General features: G+C 71.2%; 14 protein-coding genes. 1 reads left to right on the top strand and 13 read right to left on the bottom strand.

All coding sequences use genetic code 11. The features are described 5' to 3' along the window. Positions 1-192 precede the first annotated feature (192 nt). From ACIA73_RS21395 to ACIA73_RS21380, 4 genes are all read right to left on the bottom strand, one after another. The gene (locus tag ACIA73_RS21395) at positions 193-402 is read right to left on the bottom strand and encodes an acyl-CoA carboxylase epsilon subunit (RefSeq protein ID WP_399440216.1); all 210 of its coding nucleotides are present in this window, start codon (positions 400-402) and stop codon (positions 193-195) included. Positions 403-490: 88 nt separating this feature from the next. Then, positions 491-2,074 carry an acyl-CoA carboxylase subunit beta gene (locus ACIA73_RS21390; RefSeq protein WP_399440215.1) on the bottom strand — a complete coding sequence of 528 codons (1,584 nt, stop codon included), beginning with the start codon at positions 2,072-2,074 and terminating at the stop codon, positions 491-493. 207 nt (positions 2,075-2,281) lie between these two features. Next, the gene (locus tag ACIA73_RS21385; RefSeq protein ID WP_399440214.1) at positions 2,282-4,648 is read right to left on the bottom strand and encodes a polysaccharide lyase 8 family protein; all 2,367 of its coding nucleotides are present in this window, start codon (positions 4,646-4,648) and stop codon (positions 2,282-2,284) included. A 271-nt stretch (positions 4,649-4,919) separates the two neighbouring features. Next, entirely contained in the window at positions 4,920-8,816 is a 3,897-nt protein-coding gene (locus tag ACIA73_RS21380; protein WP_399440213.1) for an endo-alpha-N-acetylgalactosaminidase family protein, read from the bottom strand. 201 nt (positions 8,817-9,017) lie between these two features. On the opposite strand from ACIA73_RS21380, the gene ACIA73_RS21375 reads away from it, so the two are divergent. Then, a complete protein-coding gene (locus ACIA73_RS21375; protein ID WP_399440212.1) occupies positions 9,018-9,629 on the top strand; it encodes a YceI family protein in 612 nt (203 codons plus the stop codon). Positions 9,630-9,642: 13 nt separating this feature from the next. Here the strand turns inward: ACIA73_RS21375 and ACIA73_RS21370 are convergent, their stop codons facing one another. The 9 genes from ACIA73_RS21370 to ACIA73_RS21330 form a co-directional block, all read right to left on the bottom strand. Then, positions 9,643-9,948: a VOC family protein gene (locus ACIA73_RS21370; RefSeq protein WP_399440211.1), complete on the bottom strand. Its 306-nt coding sequence runs from the start codon at positions 9,946-9,948 to the stop codon at positions 9,643-9,645. Positions 9,949-10,042: 94 nt separating this feature from the next. After that, entirely contained in the window at positions 10,043-11,425 is a 1,383-nt protein-coding gene (locus ACIA73_RS21365; RefSeq protein ID WP_399440210.1) for a hypothetical protein, read from the bottom strand. Positions 11,426-11,483: 58 nt separating this feature from the next. Continuing rightward, positions 11,484-13,316, bottom strand: a complete 1,833-nt coding sequence (locus tag ACIA73_RS21360) for an ABC transporter ATP-binding protein (RefSeq protein WP_399440209.1) — start codon at positions 13,314-13,316, stop codon at positions 11,484-11,486. 16 nt (positions 13,317-13,332) lie between these two features. Next, positions 13,333-13,749, bottom strand: a complete 417-nt coding sequence (locus ACIA73_RS21355; protein WP_399440208.1) for a lasso peptide biosynthesis B2 protein — start codon at positions 13,747-13,749, stop codon at positions 13,333-13,335. Further along, positions 13,746-14,057, bottom strand: a complete 312-nt coding sequence (locus ACIA73_RS21350) for a lasso peptide biosynthesis PqqD family chaperone (RefSeq protein WP_399440207.1) — start codon at positions 14,055-14,057, stop codon at positions 13,746-13,748. The genes ACIA73_RS21355 and ACIA73_RS21350 overlap by 4 nt, the downstream gene beginning before the upstream one ends. Continuing rightward, positions 14,054-16,096 (bottom strand): asparagine synthase-related protein, encoded by a 2,043-nt coding sequence (locus tag ACIA73_RS21345; protein WP_399440206.1) that lies wholly within the window; start codon positions 16,094-16,096, stop codon positions 14,054-14,056. Before ACIA73_RS21345 ends, ACIA73_RS21350 begins: the two co-directional genes overlap by 4 nt. 19 nt (positions 16,097-16,115) lie before the next feature. Further along, a complete protein-coding gene (locus ACIA73_RS21340; protein ID WP_380837121.1) occupies positions 16,116-16,232 on the bottom strand; it encodes a keywimysin-related RiPP in 117 nt (38 codons plus the stop codon). A gap of 310 nt (positions 16,233-16,542) precedes the next feature. Continuing rightward, on the bottom strand, positions 16,543-18,201 hold the full coding sequence (gene cimA / locus ACIA73_RS21335; protein WP_399440205.1) for a citramalate synthase: 1,659 nt from the start codon (positions 18,199-18,201) through the stop codon (positions 16,543-16,545). Positions 18,202-18,568: 367 nt separating this feature from the next. Beyond that, positions 18,569-19,843, bottom strand: coding sequence for a TolB family protein (locus ACIA73_RS21330; protein WP_399440204.1), 1,275 nt, complete (start codon positions 19,841-19,843; stop codon positions 18,569-18,571). Between the last annotated feature and the right edge of the window lie 142 nt (positions 19,844-19,985).

The raw sequence follows: 19,985 nt of genomic DNA, 5'->3' as shown, positions 1-19,985 counted from the left end.
TTCGTACTTCTCATACGTCGCGTACGGCTCGTACGTCATGGAAGGGCCCGTCTCCTGGTTGACACCTGGAGGCGGGCCCTTCCCCATCTCGCTCCGGCACCCCGGCCCGCGGCCGTGGACCGGCATGCCGAAGGCCCGGCGTCCCGTGGCGAAACGGGATGCCGGGCCTTCAGTGGGGTGCGGGGAGGGGCGTCAGCCCTGCCAGCTGTGCGGGGCGCGGAACCCCGGGGTCCGCTCCAGCCGGCGCCAGCCGGCGGAGCTGCGGCCGTGGGATGCGGAGACCTCCGCCGGCCGGGCCGCCGCCCGCGCCAGCAGGATGGCGGTGAGGGCGGCCAGCTCCTCCGGAGCGGCCTCGCCCTTCTCCACGCGCAGGAGGTTGTTCGTATCGGCAGGAATGCTCATCTGGTCGTCGTCCCCATCTCGTCGAGGTGCTGTGTCGTGTCATGTCGTGCACGGAAGGGTGCACGGAATTCCGCTCGCCGCAGGACTGCTACTGCGGCGGGTTGCCGTGCTTGCGCGACGGCAGGTCCGCGTGCTTGTTGCGCAGCATCGCCAGGGAGGAGATCAGCACCGCCCGCGTCTCCGCCGGGTCGATCACGTCGTCCACCAGGCCGCGCTCGGCCGCGTAGTACGGGTGCATCAGTTCGGCCTTGTACTCCTTGACCATGCGCGAGCGCATCGCCTCGGGGTCCTCGGCCTCCACGATCTGCTTGCGGAAGATGACGTTGGCCGCGCCCTCCGCGCCCATCACGGCGATCTCGTTCGTCGGCCAGGCGTAGGTGAGGTCCGCACCGATGGACTGGGAGTCCATGACGATGTACGCACCGCCGTACGCCTTCCGCAGGATCAGCGAGATGCGCGGCACCGTCGCGTTGCAGTACGCGTACAGCAGCTTCGCGCCGTGGCGGATGATCCCGCCGTGCTCCTGGTCGACCCCGGGCAGGAAGCCCGGGACGTCGAGCAGCGTCACGATGGGGATATTGAAAGCATCGCACATCTGGACGAACCGGGCAGCTTTTTCGCTGGCCTCAATGTCCAGGACGCCCGCCAGGGACTGCGGCTGGTTGGCGACGATGCCCACCACCTGGCCGTCCAGGCGGGCCAGGGCGCAGAGGATGTTGGTGGCCCAGCGCTCGTGGATTTCGAGGTAGTCGCCGTCGTCGACGAGCTCCTCGATGACCTTGCGCATGTCGTACGGGCGGTTGCCGTCGGCCGGGACCAGGTCCAGGAGGACGTCGCCGCGGCGGTCCGCCGGGTCCTCGGAGGGCACGGTCGGCGGGTTCTCGCGGTTGTTGGAGGGGAGCATCGAGATGAGGTAGCGGACCTCGGCGATGCAGGTCTCCTCGTCGTCGTACGCGAAGTGCGCGACGCCGGAGGTCTCGGCGTGGACGTCGGCGCCGCCGAGCCCGTTCTGGGTGATCTCCTCGCCGGTCACGGCGCGGACCACGTCGGGACCCGTGATGAACATCTGCGAGGTCTCGCGGACCATGAACACGAAGTCGGTGAGGGCGGGGCTGTACGCCGCGCCGCCCGCGCACGGGCCGAGCATCACGCTGATCTGCGGGATGACCCCGGAGGCGCGGGTGTTGCGCTGGAAGATGCCGCCGTAACCGGCGAGGGCGGAGACGCCCTCCTGGATGCGGGCGCCGGCGCCGTCGTTCAGCGAGACCAGGGGGGCACCGGCCGAGATGGCCATGTCCATGATCTTGTGGATCTTGGTGGCGTGGGCCTCGCCCAGCGCGCCGCCGAAGATGCGGAAGTCGTGGGCGTATACGAAGACCGTGCGGCCCTCGACGGTGCCCCAGCCGGTGATGACACCGTCGGTGTACGGCTTCTTGTTCTCCAGGCCGAAGCCGGTCGCCCGGTGGCGGCGCAGCTGCTCGACCTCCTGGAAGGACTCCGGGTCGAGGAGCAGCTCGATGCGCTCGCGGGCGGTCAGCTTGCCCTTGGCGTGCTGCGCCTCGGTCGCGCGCTCGCTCGGCCCGCGCACCGCCTGCTCGCGCAGTGCGTGCAGTTCGGCCACGCGGCCACGTGCGTCGGTCGGCTCACCCGGGGTCTGGTCCACAACGGTCATGTACCGACCCTACGAACATCGACAAGAAAACGGTCCGTCGACTCTGCACAGTCTCCGGGCCCATCTCCTGTCAGGGCCTGACAGAACCATGTCCTGTGAAGGCGATAACCGCAGGTCGCGCACCGCCGTCTTTGTAAAGGTCGCACAAAGCCGTGCGGTGTGGGGTGCCGCACACGGTCGGCGTGTGCGGCACCCGCCCGCTCACTGTCAGCGCACCTCGCACCGCAGCGAGGCGCCCGCCGTGCCCGGCGAGACCCGGAGTTTCAGCTTCCGTCCGGTGGCCAGTACCTCCACACCGGGGTCGGCCCTGAGCACCTGGCGGACCGGCTGGTCCCAGGTCAGCTCGTACGGGGTGCCGGTGCGGTCGGGACCGCCGAGGGCGAGGGTGTGGACGCCGCGCCGGCTGCGTACCAGCGCGCTCGCCGGGCCCGAGCTCGTCAGCGGTCCGGCCTCCCCCGCCGCGAAGAAGTTCGCGGCCAGCAGTCCGAGGGAGTCGATACGTACGGACTGGACGGCCGCCGTGTTGGCCAGGATCCGCAGCCAGAACGGGTCGGCGGCACGCAGTGCGAGGGCTCGGCGGGAGGCGCCCGGCATCAGGAGGTAGCGGTAGTCGCCACCGGTCGGGTCGACGCCGTGGTCCAGGAGGAGGGTCTGGTAGTGGCGGGTCTGCCGGTCGGTGGTGCTGGTGGTGTTGATGTCGCTCCAGGAGCCGGTGCGGGCCTCGCGGAGCGTGCGCAGTGACGTACCGCCGGGAAATATCCAGCCGCCGTGGCCCTCCAGGTGCGCCCAGCGGGGCTTGCCGCGGCCGTCGGTGGTGAAGCGGGCGCCGGCCGAGGGTCCCAGGTTGCGGTTGTCGACGACGGTTTCGACGGGGACGCCGTCGGTGGCGGTGATGCCCGCGCCGAGGCAGACGATGGTGTCGCCGACGCAGAACCAGGACTTGCGGGCCTCCAGCGTGGAGCCGAGGCCCTTGAGGTGCTGGCCGAGTGCCGCGTACGTCCCGTCGGTGGCGCCGCCCGCCCACTTGGTCGCGGGCCGCCAGGCGCCCCACTCCCCGCCCGCCCTGTCCGCCAGTTTCCTGGTCGAGACGGTGGTGCCGGGGAGGCGGTACGGATCCACGGTCGGCCAGAACCAGTCCGTGTACTGGTCGTTGGCCTGCCGGCCCGGCCACCAGTAGAGCATTCCCGATCCGGTGTGCCAGCCGCGCGGGTTCTCGCCGTTGCCGCACTCGTACGCGGAGATGCGCTCGCTGGACATGGAGAGGGCGGCCGCCCAGCCACGGCCCCGGTGCACGGCGCGGTCCATCCCGGAGAACAGCCGGTGCTGCTCGCTGGGTTCGGGCGCGGCCGGGACGTCGGAGTCGGCGACCGCGTGCAGCCGCGCCAGGTCGGCCACCGGAAGCTGACGGGCGGCGAGGAGCGGCGCCACCTTGTCGCGCTCGATCCACCCCTTGACCATCCCGGTCCACCGCTCCCGCTCGGCGGGGGACGCGCCGCCCGCGAGGAGCGGGATGGCGGCGATCAGCCCCTGTCCGTGGAAGTGGTCGCTCCGCATCACCTTGAGGTCGTCGCTCTTCAGGTAACCCCTGCTGATGGCACGGCCGTTGACGCTGTCCATCATCAGCCCGTTGTGCAGGAACGGGGCGTACGCCTTCTCCACCGAGTCCAGGATGATCTGCCGTTTGGGGTCGGTCACCGCCCATGTCGAGCCGGCCAGGAGGGTGAAGAGGCGGCCGAGTCCGTCGAGCATGACCTGGCCGTACGTCCCCGAGTAGGCGACCGTGGTGTGCTGGATGAACGAGCCGTCCTCGTAGAGCCCGTCCCCCTTGGTCACGTACGGGAACACCGGCGACAGCGCGTCCCTGGCCAGCGCGATCTTCTCAGGGCTGCGGCCGAGCACGCCGCGCAGGGCGACCGAGCGGCAGAGGTCGACCCGGTTCGCCCCGGTCGACGTGCCGGAGTAGTCCCGCAGCGTCGCATCCGGAATGAAGTGGTCGACCGCCGCGCAGTGGGCGGCGGTCCGGGCCTCCCCCAGCTCCCCGTACAGCGCGGCCGTGATGTCCATCAGCAGGCGCGGGCTGCCGATCTGCCAGTCCCACCAGTTGCCGTAGCGGGTGGTGCCCGGGTGGTAGACGCGGGCGGTGAGGTGGTCCAGGCCCCGCAGGATGTCGGCGAGCAGCCCCTTGTCGCCGGTGAGGCCGGTGCCGGGCTGGGCGTACGCCTGGGTCATGGTCCACAGCCGGGTGTAGCTCTGGGTGACCCCGGAGGACGGATCGAAGGGGAACCCGGGCCACAGGGAGGTGTCGGTGGGCGCCATGGAGGCTCGCGCCTCGGCGGCACGCTGACCGGTTTCGCGCAGGCGGGTGGCGTACGGCTCGGTGGCGGGGTCGTACTTCTCACCGAGCTGGAGCGCGAGCCAACGGGTACGGAGGGTCTCGAACTCGTCCGCCTCGAACGGGCCCGGGGCGGGGGCGGGTCGGGCATGCGTGTACGCCTGCGCCTGCGGCGGGAGGGCAAGGGTGGCGAGGGTTGCCGTGGCGGCGGCGAGGAGGGTGCGGCGGGTGGTACGGGGCACGGGTGGGCCTCCCGGGGCGGGGGTGGTGTAGACCGGTTGGGCGCTGGTGTAGCACGCGGGGAAGGGAGCATTCAATGGGCGCGGCACGGTGAATAGAAAGCGCTTGCCGTGTGGACGCGCACGGGTCGCCACGAGGAGCCCGCCGGGTGCGCGGGGATGGGGAGGGGCATGCGGCCCCGCCGCCCAAGAGGGCGACGGGGCCGTAGAGCGAGGACGCGGCCCCGTCGCCCGAGGGGGTGGGGCCGCGCTCATGGGGCGGCACGGCCCCAGGTCAGCTGCCGCAGTGGAAGCGGGCGTTGGCCCAGGCCGCGTGGTCGTTGCCCGGGCCGTCACCGGCGTCGCCCGTGACCAGGTCGACGTATGTGGCGCCGGTGACATCCGCGGTGAGGGGCCAGGCAGCGTCGGGCGCCTTGAGGACCGGGGACTTGGCCGCCTCCGTGCCGTCGGCGGCGACGGCGAACGTGACGCTTCCCCGCACCGCCTGGGAGTCGTCCACGCCGACCTCGGCGGTGAAGGAGGTGCACTTCCCGCCGAGGTAGTAGCGGATCCTGCCCGGGGACGCCGTGCCGAGGCCCTTCTCGTAGACCTTGCCGTTGATCTTGAGGGGGGTGCCGTCACCGGGCGCCGTCTCGCCGTTGTCCATGTCCTTCTCGGCGGGACCCCAGCCGTTCTCCGCACTGATCCAGTCGTGGTCGGAGGCATAGACATCGGCGGTGGGCGGCGGCGTCAGGGTACGCACCCCGGCCGACGCGCTCAGTGTCCGTGACGCCCCGTCCACCGCGTACGCCGCCTTCGAAGTCAGCGTGTACGTCTGGTACTTGGCGTCCGACGGCGGCGTCACCTGCCACGTCCCGACCGCCTTCGCACCGGGTGCGACCGACGCGTGCCGGACCGGGCCCGCGGGCTCGGCCTGCCAGCCCTCCGGCAGTCCGAGGGACAGCGTGACGTCCGTCGCCGCCACCGCCTCGTTGTTGGTGAAGGTGGCCTTGACCTCGTTCTTCTGGCCGGGTTCGAGGACCGTGCCGGTGGCGGCGACCGCGAGGGTTCCGCAGGCGGCCTTCTCGGGGGCCGGGCCGAGGTCCGTCACCGTAAAGCCGTCGAGCACGAAGTCCGCGCCCTCGGGTGCGTCCGCGCGCTTGCGCAGGCCGACCCAGGTGTCGCCGCAGCCCGCCGTGACGGTCTCGGCGAAGTGGGCCGTGGTGCGCTGTTCGGCGAGCGGGGTGCGGCGGGTCTCGACCGAGGACGGCTTCGAGTCCGCGCCGACGCGGTCGTAGCCCGTCACCCACTCATAGGCCCCCGCGTGGCTCGACTGCTGGTCGAACTCGACGCGGTACTGGCGCCCGTCCTTCATCGGGACGCTCCACGGCCCGGTCCGGTAGACCACCCCGTCGTTCTCCTCGTGCGACTTCAGCGACTCCTTGCCGCCGAGAACGTCGTCGATCCGCTTGCCGTTCCAGCCGGCCTGCGTGTACGGGGCGTTCTTCTGCGCGAGGTGGGTGCGGGGGTCGGTGTCGCCGCCCGCGTCGCCCTTGAAGAAGGGGCCCCAGCCCTGGTCGACGGCCTCGAAGTCCTCGTACACCAGGGTGCCCGGCTTGACGGCGGGGGCGTTGGCGACGAGCCGTACGTCGTCGACCCGCACCCGTACGTCCGAAGTGCCCTTCGCCGCCTGGATGTTGAGTGTGGTGGACCCGGACGCCGGGGCGGTGAAGTTGACCTTGGCGCGCTGGAAGTAGCTGCCGTGCCAGTCGTTGGCGGCGGTCTGCTCCTTCGCGGTGGAGCGTTCGACCGCCACGTCCTCGCCGCCCGCGCTCAGCACCGTGCGGCGCTCCTTGCCGGGTTCGACCTCGATCCAGGCGGAGGCCGTGTAGCGCCGGCCCGCGGCGAGGCCGGTGATGCGCTGGGAGACTCCCGCGGCGGCGGTGCCGGTCAGGGCGGCGCTGTTGCGGCCCTGGGTGTCGGTGTCCCGGGCCACCTTGCCCGTCGTACGCCAACTGCTCTGCGTACGCGCGGAGTTGAAGCCAGGGTCGACAACGAGGCCGCCCTCGCCCCAGTGGGCGTCGCGCGCGGCCGGGGTGCGGCCGACCGGGTAGAGGACGTAAGGCTGTCCGGCCGTCGCCTCCAGCGTGACCCTGCCGTCCTTGACCGGCACGGTCGCGGTCTTCACCCGGCCGTTGTCGCCGAGCGCGGAGACGGTGAAGGAACCGGCGCGCCGGAAGGCCGCCGGGACGGTCCAGGTGGTCGTGCCGCCGGTCTTGTTGTAGTGGTAGAGCTTCTTGTTGTCCTCCCACGGCAGGAGGTAGTTCGCCCCGTCGAGGACCTTGGCGTCACCGGCGTAGTACGCCCGCTTGCCGTTCTCGACGGTGCCGCGCACTCCCCCGGTGAAGTCGATGCGGTCCTTGGACCAGCGCTGGATCTTCTCCTGCTGGAGGAACTTGGCGGGGAGGTTGCGCTGCCAGATGTTCTGGTAGAAGGCGTTCCAGTCGTTCTCGCCGGTCCAGCCCTCGAAGTCCTCCAGGACGGTCTGGCCGAGGATCGGGTCGTCGTTCCAGATGTCCTTCTCGCCGTTGCGGATGAACCGGATGATCTGCGAGTTGAGGCCCTTGTTGGTCTTGCCGCCGTATTCGAGGTCGTTGGCCCAGTGCGACCAGAGCGAGGAGTCCTCGAACTTCTCCGCCCACTCGGTGGCCAGGTTCCAGCCTTGGTCGCGGACGGCCTTGGAGGTGCGCTCGGCGATCCAGCCGTGGGTGTAGTAGACGTCGATGTAGAGCAGGCTGAGGTTGCGGTCGGTCTCGGTGCGCAGCTGCTTCAGCCGCTTTTGAAGGTCGCCGCTGTTCACGTCGCGCCGCTGGTCGATGTAGTAGCTCTGGTTGAGCCAGTTCCAGCCCGGTTTGGTCTTGTCGACGAGCTGTTCGCTGAACGCCTTGGCCTCGGGGTACGACTCGGTGGCGTTGATGTGGACGCCGAAGGTGGCGCCCCACTGCTTGCCGCCCTTGAGCAGCTTGTTCAGGTCGGTGAGGCCGCCGGCGCGTTTGTTGTAGTTGCCGCCGTAGTCGGGGTGGGCGGAGTCGTGGCCCTCGGACCCGTACCCCTTGAGCAGGGCGAGCTGGCCGAGCCCGTCGGTGGCCTGCGAGATCCGCTTGACGTCGTCGAGGGTGCGCAGGAAGGGGTGGGTGGCCTGGCTGGCGAAGTTGAAGGGGATGTGGGTGACCACCCGGTCAGGGGTCTCGTCCGAACCCGGCGCCTTGGCCCCGATCATGCGGAAGGCGATCGCGCCGTCCTGCCAGTCGACGGTCTTGTCGGCGTTGGCGTCGGGGGTGACGACGACCTTCGCCCAGGGCAGGTCCTCGCCGCTCTCCGGCTTCGGGGCCCCGTCACCCCGGTAGGTCCACTGCCCGGACCACACGCCGACCCGGACGCTGCCGTCCTCGGCCTTGGTCGCCCGGTGCCAGAAGCGGGCGCCGTCACGACCGGTGGCCCCGGCGGGCTTGTCGTACGTGGAGTTGGACTCGACGGCGGCGGCCAGCGCGCCGGTGTTCACGATGCCGTACGAGGCCGGAACGGGCGCCGCGTCCACCGGAGTTGACCCCGTGATCCTGGCGAAGACGTCGGCGGTGCGGGTGGAGTCCGGGTCGAGGCGGGTGAACGCGGTCCCGGCGCCCGCCTCCCCGCTGCCCACCGACACCAGGTCGTGCCCGGGTATGTCGATGGTCCCGACCCGGAACGCCTCGGTGTCCCGCACGGCCGTCACCTTGAAGGTGGTCGCACGGCCCTGCACGGAGAGGGTGGCGTCGATCTCGACGCCGGGGAGACCGGTCATGAGCAGGGTGTACGAGGCGGAGGTCCCGCCCCGCCCGACCACGGGGGCGGCCTTGAGCCCGACCGGGTGCGCGGCGCCGTTCAGCACGATCTCGGTCACCGGCCGGGTACTGCCGAGCAGTTGGGAGCCGGAGGCGCGGTCGGTGTAGGAGACGACGCGGGGGAAGTCCTTGGCGACGGCGACGGAGAGCTGCGCCGACGTCAGGAGGAGGGTGTCGGGGGCGGCGGGGCGGTCTGCGGCGGCCTCGGGCGCGGTGGGCGCCGCGACGCCGGGGAGAGCGGGGCCGGCCAGGGCGAATACGACGGCTGAGGCGGCGGCGAGGGCGCACGACGCTCGGAATCTTCGCGACATGGGCCCTGAGTAAGCCGTGTCCCCGCAGCCCCGTCAACGGCCCCGGACCCCAGGGACCGCACCAGTCCAACAACCCCCGAGCGGAAGTCCAAGCCGCGACACGAGCTCCGCACGGTTGAAAGTTCAACATAACTGCGCTACGGTCTATCTTGTTGAAGCTTGAACAACAAGCGTGCAAGCCACTCATTCAGGAGGAAGATCATGGGTCTCTTCGGCCGCAAGGACGCCGGCACCACCGTCACCACCGCCCCCGCGGCCGTGGACCCGGCACTCGCCGCACTGACCGGCGAATACACCATCGACCCGAGCCACAGCAGCATCGGCTTCACCGTGCGCCACGCGATGGTCACCAATGTCCGCGGCACCTTCGCCGACCACGAGGGCACCCTGAAGCTGGACGGCGCGAATCCGGCCGCTTCCGAGGCGAGCATCGACGTCAGCATCGCCAGCATCGACACCGGCGTCGCGGACCGCGACAACCACCTGCGCAGCGGCGACTTCTTCGACGCGGAGGCCTTCCCGGCGATGACGTTCCGCTCGACGAAGGCGGAGCAGCTGGGCGGGGACGACTACCGGATCACCGGCGACCTGACCATCAAGGACGTGACGCGTCCGCTCTCCATCGACCTGGAGTTCAACGGCGTGGCCACCGATGTCTACGGCAACGAGCGGGTGGGCTTCGAGGGCAGCGCGACGATCCTGCGCTCGGACTGGGGACTGACCTGGAACGCGGCGCTGGAGACGGGCGGCGTCATGGTCAGCGACAAGGTCAAGCTGACCTTCGACATCTCGGCCATCAAGAAGGCCGCCTGAGGTCTTCCGCCTCCTACGGTCGCCCGGCGGCTGCAAGCCGACGCAGGAGCTCCTCCTCCGGGACCTCTTCCAGGTGGGTCAAGAAGACCCACATGTGCCCGGAGGGGTCCTTGAGGAGGGCGGTGCGGTCCGACTGCCCGATGGTGATCTCCGCGTGCAGGATCCCGCCGCCCGGGGCATCGATCCTCAACTCCTCGCGCGCGCCGAAGACCCGCTGGTAGAAGTCGATCGCGGCAGCGGCGTCATCGACCATGATGTGCGGGATCACGCCATAGCGGTAACGCTCGGGGATCTCGATGTGAGCTGCACCCTCGGTCATGACGAACCTCCCTGGAAGGGCGCCGCCGGTCAGCTCCTGCGGCGCTGACACGAACTTAGAGCCCGTGTGACCGCCGTCCCGGGCGCCCGTCCGGCTAGAAGCCGCCACCCCCGAAGTCGCCGCCGCCTCCGCCGCCGAAGTCCCCGCCACCGCCCCCGAAGTCCCCGCCACCGCCGAAGTCGCCGCCGCCGAAGGCCGAGGAGTCGAAGTCGGAGCCGGAGACGTCGCCGCCCTCGAAGCCCGCGCCCGCCTCGTCGAAGCCGGTGCCCGCGCCGTAGTCGGCGGCGTACGCCGGGGAGGCCAGCATGGAGCCGAGCATGGTGCCGACCAGGAGGCCGGGAAGCATTCCGCCGCCGAAGTAGCCGCCCGCCCAGGGGCCGTAGGCCGGGCCCGCGTCGTAGTAGGGGCGGCGTCCGTCAGCGGTGTCGACCGTGCGGACCTGGGGGTCCTGGCCGTCCGCGAGGCGGGTGGCGTCGGCCGCGCAGACCGGGACCTCGCGCGGCGCGCCGCCGGCGGGGGTCCACGAGGCGTCCGTCACCGAGGGGCCGTGGCGCGGGTCGAAGAAGCAGGGCGAGCGGCGCTCGGGGAGCGGGGCCCCGGTGCGGCGGGCGGCGAGGACCGCGAGGGAGTAGCGGCCGTCCTCCAGGGCCTCGGTCACCCCGCGTACGTCGTTGGGCCGGTCGACGGCGGCCATCCGGGACTTGGCCGTCTCGTAGAGATCCAGCGCGCGCTCGTAGTCGGTGCGCATGTCGTCGGTGGCGCCCGGCTCGGAGGGGTGGAAGTCGAGGCGGTCGAGTTCCTCGCCGTACGCCGTGATGTCCTCGTCGACGACGACGGTCAACTTCCGCAGCGCTTCGAGGCGTTCCTCCTCCTTTCGGCGGCGGCTGCGGCGTACCAGTACGACACCGCCCGCACCCGCCGCGACCACTGCCGCACCGATGCCGACCAGGGCGCCGGTGCTCACGCCGTCGTCGGAGCCGCCGCTCCAGGAGGCCGGGGCGTTGCCCTTGATCTGCGGGAGCGCCTGGTCGACGAAGGTGCTGAGCTGGGTGGAGGCGTCGGCGCCAGGCGGGGTCTTGGCCGCCGCGACCAGGTTGCGGACCGAGGCGCGGGGCAGTGCGCGTGGGTCGGCGCCCGCCTCGAAGCCGTCGCCGAGGCGGACCGCGTAGACGCCGGTGACACCGGTGGCGTTACGGAGGTTCTGCCGGACGTCGGTCGGCGGGAACTCGGCCGTGCGCGGCAGCACCGCCACGAACAGCGGCTTGTCCGCGTTCTTTATCTTCTTCGCGAGCGCGTCCTGATCGGCCTGCGAGAGCTGGCCCCTGGCCTCCGGCGCGACATAGACGGGCCCCGCCTTGAGCGCGTCCCCCACATCCGTCATGTCGGTGGCGGCGACGGCGGCCGGGGCGAACGTGAGCAGCGCGAACAGCGTCGACCCGGCGAGGGCCGATATGACGGAAAACGACCTGGTCCTCATGCATTCGACGCTACCCGATGTGTTCGAATATGCACGAGTGGCTTAGAGTTACAGATCATTAACCGAACGTAAGCAGACTCTTGTTGTCGAAGTCGGTGGCGAACTGAGTCGTCGCCAGCTCCGCGTAAAGGGCGTCCTGTTGTACGAGCTGGTCGTGGCGCCCCGTCGCGCGCACCCGGCCCGCCTCCATGACGACGATGCGGTCCGCCCGGACGACCGTGGACAGCCGGTGGGCGATGACCAGGACGGTGGTCTCGGCGGCCAGTTCGGTGATGACCTCGCGCAGGTGCTCCTCGTTGACGGCGTCCAGCTGGGAGGTGACCTCGTCGAGCAGGAGGAGGCTGGGCTTGCGGAGCAGCGCCCTTGCCAGGGCGATGCGCTGGCGTTCTCCGCCGGAGAGCATCACGCCCCGGTGGCCGACCTGGGTGTCGAGGCCTTCGGGAAGGCGGGCGACCAGGTCGTCGAGGCGGGTGCGGGTGAGGGCGTGGGCGAGTTCGCCGTCGGTGGCGGTGGGGGCGGCGAGCAGGAGGTTGTCGCGCAGGGTGCCGGCGAGGACCGGCGCGTCCTGTTCGACGTAGGCGAGGGCGGCGCGAAGCTCGGCGAGCGGCCAGTCGCGGATGTCCCGGCCGCCGACGGTGAGGGTGCCGGAGCCGTGGTCGTAGAACCGCTCAAGGAGCGCGAAAACGGTGGTCTTGCCCGCACCGGAGGGGCCGACGAGGGCCGTGAGGGTGCCGGGCGGGGCGGTGAAGGTGACGCCGTGGTGGACGGGGTGGTGGGTCTCGTCGGCCGGATCGCCGTACCCGAAGACCACATCGGTGAACTCGACACCGAGCGGGGGGTGGCGACCCGCGCTCCGGCCCTCTTCCCCGCCCTCGCTCTCTCCCCTCTCCCCCCGCTCCTCCCCCGGCAGCGATTCGATCTCCTCGATGCGGCGGACGGCGGCCAGCCCGGTGTTGAGGCCGGTCCAGCCGTCGGTGAGCTGGCCGAGGGGGCCGAGCAGTCCGAAGACGTACAGCAGGAAGGCGACGAGCGAGGAGACCGCCATCTCACCGGAGACGACGCGTGCGCCGCCCACCCCGAGGACCGCGAGGAAGGCGATCTGGGTGGCCAGGAACATCGCCACCTCGGATACGGAGGTCCAGCGGGCGACCGTCAGCCCCCGGTCGTACGCCGTCCTCGCCGCCCCGCCGATACCGGCCGCCTCCCGCTCCTCGATGCCGCCGGCCTTGACGGTACGGAAGGCCTGCAGCGAGCGGTCGAGCAGCGAACCCATCGCACCGACGGCCTCCTGGGCCTGGAGCTGGGCGCGTTGGATGCGGGGCATCAGCAGGGCGAGCACGCCCATGCTGAGGAGAAGGACGAGAACGGTGACGCCCAGCAGGAACACGTCCACGACGGCCATCAGGACGACGGTTCCGACCAGCGTGAGGACGCCGGTCGCGGCCTCGACGATGCTGCGGGAGAGGACGGTGTGCAGGAGAGTGGTGTCGCTGGTGGCCCGGGAGAGCAGGTCACCCGGGGTGAGACGGTCGACGACCGCCACTCTCAGCCGCAGCATCCGGCCGACCAGCCGCCGCCTCGCCCGCAGCACCGCGGCTTCGCCGGTCCGCGCCATCAGGTACCGTCCGGCGGCGGCCAGCAGAGCGCCGACCAGCACGACGACGGTGAGCCCCAACAGCGGCCCTGTGGCGGGCTGTTCGGTGCCGAGGGCATCCACGGCGTACTTGGCCATCAGGGGCATGGCCAGCGCGGCGGCCGACCCGGCGAGGGAGAGGAGGCCGCCGAGGAGGAGGGGTTTCCAGTGGGGGCGGATACGGGCGAGGAGAAGGTTCAGGGGGGTGGAACGGGTGGGCAGGCAGGCGACTCCCGGCCCAGTCGCACCCTCTGGCACGCCCCCGCCACCCGGTTCACTCACCACGCACGGACACCTTCATCAGTGGTCGGAAGTCCGTGACGTTCTGTTCGCCCACCGTGCGCCCCTCCGCCGCGACCCACGCGTGGGGCTGGAACGGCGGGGCGTTGCGGACTCCCGCGTGCCAGTTGGGCCAGGTGCCGGACATCCGGCAGGCCAGGGCGATGGCGATCGAACGGGGCAGGCACCCGTACCACCCCGCGCACTTGCGGCTGGTCGCGACCACACGGTCGTACGTCTCCAGCGTCCGGTCGTACGACGCCGGGCGCGCCCCCGCGCTCAGCCGGGTGAGCAGCTTGCGCAGCATGCCCGGCTTGAGTCTGGCGAGGAGGAGGGCCAGGGCGATGGCCGTGCGGAGTTTCAGGCCGCCGGGGCCCGCGCCCCGTCTCGGCATGGTCATCTCGGTGGTCATCGCGCGCCGCCCCGGGTGACGATCTTCGCCTTGAGGAGCCGGGCGGTCAGTTCCGCGACGTCCGCCTCGGCCTCGGCGCGCTCGACGTCGTACTCGGCGAGGAGCTGCTCCACCGCGTCGGACGGCGAACGGCCCTCCGAGATCGCGGTCACCACCAGTGTCCCGCACTCGTTCAGCTGCCAGTAGGTGCCGTCCTTCTCGTCGAGGAGGACCCCGCCGTACTCGGTGGTGGTGACGGCTATGCCCTTGCGGAGCCGGAGTGGGGGCTGGGGCTGAGGGCGGAGTGGGGGCTGGGGCTGCCGGCTCATGAGGAGGCCTCGCTGTTCGGGTCGGGGGAAGGGGTGGCGGCCCAGCCGTCCTCCGCCGTCCGCAGCCATGCCTCGCAGGACACCGTGGAGTCGATCGGGTGCTGCTGGAGGAGCGGCGAGTACGGGTCGTCGGCGAGCCGGCGGAGCTGTACGGCGTCGATGAGTCCGCGTTCGGCGAGGAGGGAGCCGGTCCACAACTCCCTTAGTCCGTCCGCGTGTTGGCGCAGACCCTGGACGTCGTCGGCGGACATGTGGTCCTTGGTGGTACGGGCGAGCAGGCTGTCCGGGACCACCCCGCGCACCGCCTCCACCAGCAGCGGCTTGTACCGCCACGGCACGACGCGGTCCTCGACGCGTACGGCCATGACCGCCTCCACCACCCGGTCGTCGAAGAAGGGGGCCGCGACCGGCAGTCCGAGCCCCGCGCCGATGTCCTCCATGGCCTGGAAGTAGCGGGCGCCGAGCCGGACGGTGTCGAGGTCCATGTGCCGGCCGGGCCTGGGCGCGATCGGCTGCGCGCGCGCCGCCGCCTTCCGGAACTCGTCCCTGATCAGCCCCTTCGCCTTCTCGGTGAACCAGGGCCGCATCGCCTGCCGCATCCCCCAGGAGACCTGCGGGGTGCGGGAGTCTGCGGTCGCGGTGTCGATCAGCGAGCCCGCCAGCCAGGTGCCGAAGGCGGGCGGGAAGAGCATCCCGCGCAGGGTGGGCAGCAGCGGCCACCCGGACTGGTGCCGCAGTGCGCTGATCCGGTTCCAGGCCTTGACCGGCTTCCCGGGGAGGAGGTCCTGGCAGGCGGACGCGAGCCCGTTGAAGAGTTCGTCGCCGCCGTATCCGGTGAGGTGGTACTCGGAGCCGGTGGCCGCCGCCCGGCCGAGCAGCATGGCGGCGCGGGCGCGGGCGGGCGCGACCGGGAAGGGCTCGTCGAGCAGTTCACCGGCGGCGGCGCGCAGGTCGGCGTAGAAGAGCGGGGCGTCCTCGGCGGGGACGACGGTGTGCTCGATCTTCCGCGGGCCGGCCTCGCCCTCCCGCCCTTCCCGCTCCGGCCCTTCCTGCTCCGGCCCCCTCCGCTCCCGCTCGTCCCGCTCGGCGGCCTCCCGTGCCGCCAACACGCCGCGTTCGGACCAGAGTTGATCCTCGGAGCGTTCGTCGCGGGCGGCCACCGTGAGCAGCGTCGTATCGGCCGCCCCGGCCCGCTGGGCGAGGAAGGTGACGGAGGTGGAGTCCATTCCGCCGGAGAGTTCACCGCTGACCCGGGTACGTCCGTGGAGGTGCGCCGCCACCGAGGCGGCCAGCGCGGCGGCGACCGCCGGGGCGCCCTCGGCCATGGTGAGGCGCGGCACCGGCGGCTGCCACCAGCGACGTATCGAGAAGCGTGTTCCGCTGTCGTGCAGCAGCAGCGCGTACGCCGGGTCGATCTCTTCCACGCCCCGCCAGACGGGCCGCTCCCGCAGCGGGTGCGGCACGAAGTCGAGCAGCCGGAGCGCGAGCGCGCCCTCGTCGAGTCCGGCGCCGGTGAGTTGGGCGAGAGCGGCGGGCCGGTCGGAGGCGATCCGGTGGCCGGCGTGCCCGGCGTGGTAGACGCGGCGGTGGCCGGAAGCGGTCCCCCGTACGCAGGTCTCGTCCCCGATCCGCGAGACGACGTGGCCGAGACCGGGCAGTCCGGCGAGCCGGTGGTGCAGGTCCCGGGTGTCGGCGGCCGGGCCCAGGACGGCGTCCAGGGTGGCGGCCGGGGTCTTGTGGGGTCCGATCAGCACGAGGGCGTCGGCGCCTCGCGAGACATGGACCAGCTGACGTACCAGCAGCCGGGCGAGGATCCACGGACGGCCGGACGGATGGGCGACGGTCTGCCAACTCCCGCCACTGGCAGCGGCATTGACCGCAGCAGGGTCGGCCACAGGACCGCCAGGACCGCCAGGGACGCCATGGGCCGCAGCACCGTCGGCCGCCGAGCGAAGATGCCCGGCCGCCGCCTCGCCCTCGGCCGTGTCGGGGAGGACCACGAAGAAGTCACGCAGGGGCAGGTGTCCGGGCATCTTCATCACTCAGCTACCCGCTGACTCAGATACAGAGCCGACGGGACCAGAACTCCTTGCACGAGGCATAGAACATGCCCGCGGTCTTCTTGCTGAAGTCGCCCTGGTTGAACAGCGACGGCTTGACGTAAGTCTTCTTCATGATCGTCACGTCCTCTCCGTAAGTAGGGGTGCACCGAGCAATCAAATGACCGTGACGAGAGTGCACGGTGTGACCCGTGTGAACTCCGTGACGGCCGCGGCCAGTTGATCGCAGTCCGGTCGCCCCTGTGCACCCCCGGAGGCCCGATGTGGCTCGATCAACTGCACACCTGGCGGATTCGGTGGACTTGACGGAGGGTGAACGAGCGCTTACTCGTTGCATGTTGTACATGTTCGTGACGCATATGCCCGGAGTCGCCGAACCGGAGCCCGGAAGCCCCGAGCGCCGGGCCGGGCCGGGCCGGGCCGGGCTACTCCGTCGGCTCGACCCCCGCCCGCAGCAGCCCGAAGGTGTACGCGTCCTCCAGGGCCTGCCAGGAGGCGGCGATGACGTTCTCCGCGACGCCGACAGTGGACCAGTCGCCGCCGGAGCCCGAGCCGTCGCCGGTGGTGATGAGTACCCGCGTGGTCGACTGGGTGCCGTGCGTCCCCTCCAGGATGCGGACCTTGTAGTCGACCAGCTCCAGCTTGGCGAGCTGCGGGTAGATGCGCTCCAGGCCGACGCGCAGGGCCCGGTCCAGGGCGTTGACCGGGCCGTTTCCCTCCGCCGTGGCGACGATCCGCTCGCCCTTGGCCCACAGCTTGACGGTGGCTTCGTTGGCGTGCGAGCCGTCGGGGCGGTCCTCGACGATGGCCCGCCAGGACTCGACGCGGAAGTAGCGGCGGGCCCTCCCCTCGGCCTCTTCGCGCAGCAGCAGCTCGAAGGAGGCGTCGGCGGCCTCGTAGGTGTACCCCTTCAGCTCGCGCTCCTTGACCCGGGCGACGACCCGGCCGACCAGCTCGCGGTCGTCGCCGAGGTCGACACCCAGCTCCTTGCCCTTGAGCTCGATGGAGGCGCGGCCCGCCATGTCGGAGACCAGCATCCGGATGTGGTTGCCGACCAGGTCGGGGTCGATGTGCTGGTAGAGGTCGGGGTCGACCTTGATCGCGGAGGCGTGCAGGCCGGCCTTGTGGGCGAAGGCGGAGACACCGACGTACGGCTGGTGGGTGGAGGGCGTCAGGTTGACGACCTCGGCGATCGCGTGCGAGATCCGCGTCATCTCCCGCAGCGAGCCCTCGGGCAGGACCTTCTTGCCGTACTTCAGCTCCAGAGCGGCAACCACCGGGAAGAGGTTGGCGTTGCCGACGCGCTCGCCGTAGCCGTTGGCGGTGCACTGGACGTGGGTGGCGCCCGCGTCCACGGCGGCCAGGGTGTTGGCGACGGCGCAGCCGGTGTCGTCCTGGGCGTGGATGCCCAGGCGGGCGCCGGTGTCGGCGAGCACGGTGGCGACCACGGCCTGGATCTGGGCGGGGAGCATGCCGCCGTTGGTGTCGCAGAGGATGACCACGTCCGCGCCGGCCTCGCTCGCGGCCCGGACCACGGCCTTGGCGTACTCGGGGTTGGCCCGGTAGCCGTCGAAGAAGTGCTCGCAGTCGACGAAGACCCGGCGGCCCTGCTCGACCAGGTACGACACGGTGTCGCGGACCATCGCGACGTTCTCGTCGAGCGTGGTGCGCAGGGCCAGTTCGACATGCCGGTCGTGGGACTTGGCGACCAGGGTCACCACCGGGGCGCCGGACTCGACCAGGGCCCGCACCTGCGGGTCGTCGGCGGCCTTGGCACCGGGGCGGCGGGTGGCTCCGAAGGCCACCAGCTGGGCGTTCGCGAAGGTGATCTCCTTCGCCGCCCGGGAGAAGAACTCGGTGTCACGGGGGTTGGCGCCCGGCCAGCCGCCCTCGATGAAGCCCACCCCGAAGTCGTCCAGATGACGGGCGATGGCCAGCTTGTCGGCGACGGTGAGGTTGATTCCCTCGCGCTGCGCGCCGTCGCGCAGCGTGGTGTCGAAGACATGGAAGGTGTCGTCGAGAACGGCGCTGCGGCCGCTGTCGCCGTTGCTGCCGCCGCCGTTGTGGCTGTCGTTGGTCGTCATGCTGTGTGACTCCTGTCGGATCCTGGCTGCGAGTGCCAAGGTGTGGAATGACCTGCTCCACTTGCCCCCATCTTCGCGTGCGGCCCGCTTCCGGTCCGTTCGGGGCCGGGAAACGAAAAAACCCCTCGCGGGTGCGAGAGGTCTGCGCGCGGGTCTGGGGCACGATGGCCGCGCCGTACGGGGTGGTGGTGTACGGGGCGATCACTGCGGACCGGCGCGCCTGCTGCCCATAATCATGGCGAACGAGAACACGGGGGCAGTCTGGCACACGACTGCCCCCGCGTCTCAGGCCGTCTCAGGATGCGGGCGCCTCACGAGGCGGGCGCCTGCGGACGCGTGCCACTCGGGGTGGACGCCCACGAGCGGGTCAGCGCAGGCGGCGCAGGAACACGTCCGACTCACCGTTGGTGTCCCCCTCGACGAACCGGCTCTCGTCGTACCCGCTGAAGGCGACGGTCGAGCCGTCCGCGCTCATCGCCGACGACCCCGCCCCCTGCGGCTTCCCGTCCAGACCGGGGCTGGCCAGGGTGCTGGCGCCGGTGGTCAGGTCGCGGACGTAGATTCCGGACTCGCCGCTGGTTGAGCTGTTCGACGAGATCAGCAGCTGCCGCCCGTCCCGTGAGATGCCCGACACTCCGGAGATGTCGGTGGGCGCGATCCCGTCGACCCGGCTGAGCTTCCCGGTCGTCAGGTCGCGGACGAAGGGGTTCCAGCCCCGGTTGGGGTCGGTGCCGGGGACGAGGTTGGTGGCGAACGACTGGAAGGCGACCTTGGTGCCGTCGCCGCTGAGCAGCGGGGTGGTGGACGCCTTGTCGGCCTGGGCGCCGTTGTACGTGGCGTCGGCGTGCACCTCCTTGCCGGTGGTGCGGTCCCAGACGTAGATGTCGCCCCAGTCGTCGCCGCGCGGACCGTTGATGTAGCCGTCGTAGTAGGCGATCTTGCCGCCGTCGTCACTGATGGACCCTGCCCCGGTGGAGCGGAACCCGTTGGTCATGTCCGGGGAGTGGCTGACCCGGACGGTCTTGCCCGTCGTGCGGTCCAGCAGATAGACCCGGTTGCCGTCGTCCGCGCCGGAGGGGGTGGCGTCCGTCGGCTGGGTGTTGAGGGCGAGGTACCGCCCGTCGGTGCTGATCGGCGCGTTGCCTCCGACCCGGTAGCCGTCCGGCAGCTTCGTGTCGATCCGTACGGTCCGTACCGGCTTTCCGGCGCCGGGGGCCAGATCCCGCAGGTGGAGCGTGGAGACGTTGTTCTTGTCGCGGGCGACGAAGGTCAGGTAGCGGCCGTTGGAGCTGAGGTGCGGCGCACTCGTCGTGGCCCCCGACACCGTGATCCGGGTGAGCGCGCTGCTGCCCGCCCTGTGCACGAACACGTCGTCGGTGTTCGGGGTGTCCCCCGCGACCAGGTTCGAGGCGATCGAGGTGAAGACGACGACACTTCCGTCCGCGCTCACCTCCGGGGCGTTCGAGAATGCGTTCGCCTGCACCCCGCCGGGCCCGGTGCTGAGCTTCTCGGTACGGGGCTCGGCGGGCGCGGCACTGGCCCCCGGCAGGGTGAGCGCGGTGAGGGCAGCGACGAGAGCGGCTGCCGTGGCGGTGCGGACGGTGGTGCGGGCCGTACGGGTCGTGCGGGTCGTGCTGGGCATGAAGAAATCCCCCTGTTGGTGCGGAAGTTGTCCCGGCTGAAGGTAGGGACGTGAAGAATCGGGATTCGGTTCGTGCTGCCGGGTGCCCACTAGTGAGGTACAACCCTCGCCCCCCGGCCCCGTGTCACCTCACCCCCACGTG

It is taken from the genome of Streptomyces sp. NPDC051561 (genome assembly GCF_044454195.1).
In the GTDB taxonomy this organism is placed as follows: domain Bacteria; phylum Actinomycetota; class Actinomycetes; order Streptomycetales; family Streptomycetaceae; genus Streptomyces.
This window is presented reverse-complemented; position numbering and strand designations above follow the sequence as displayed.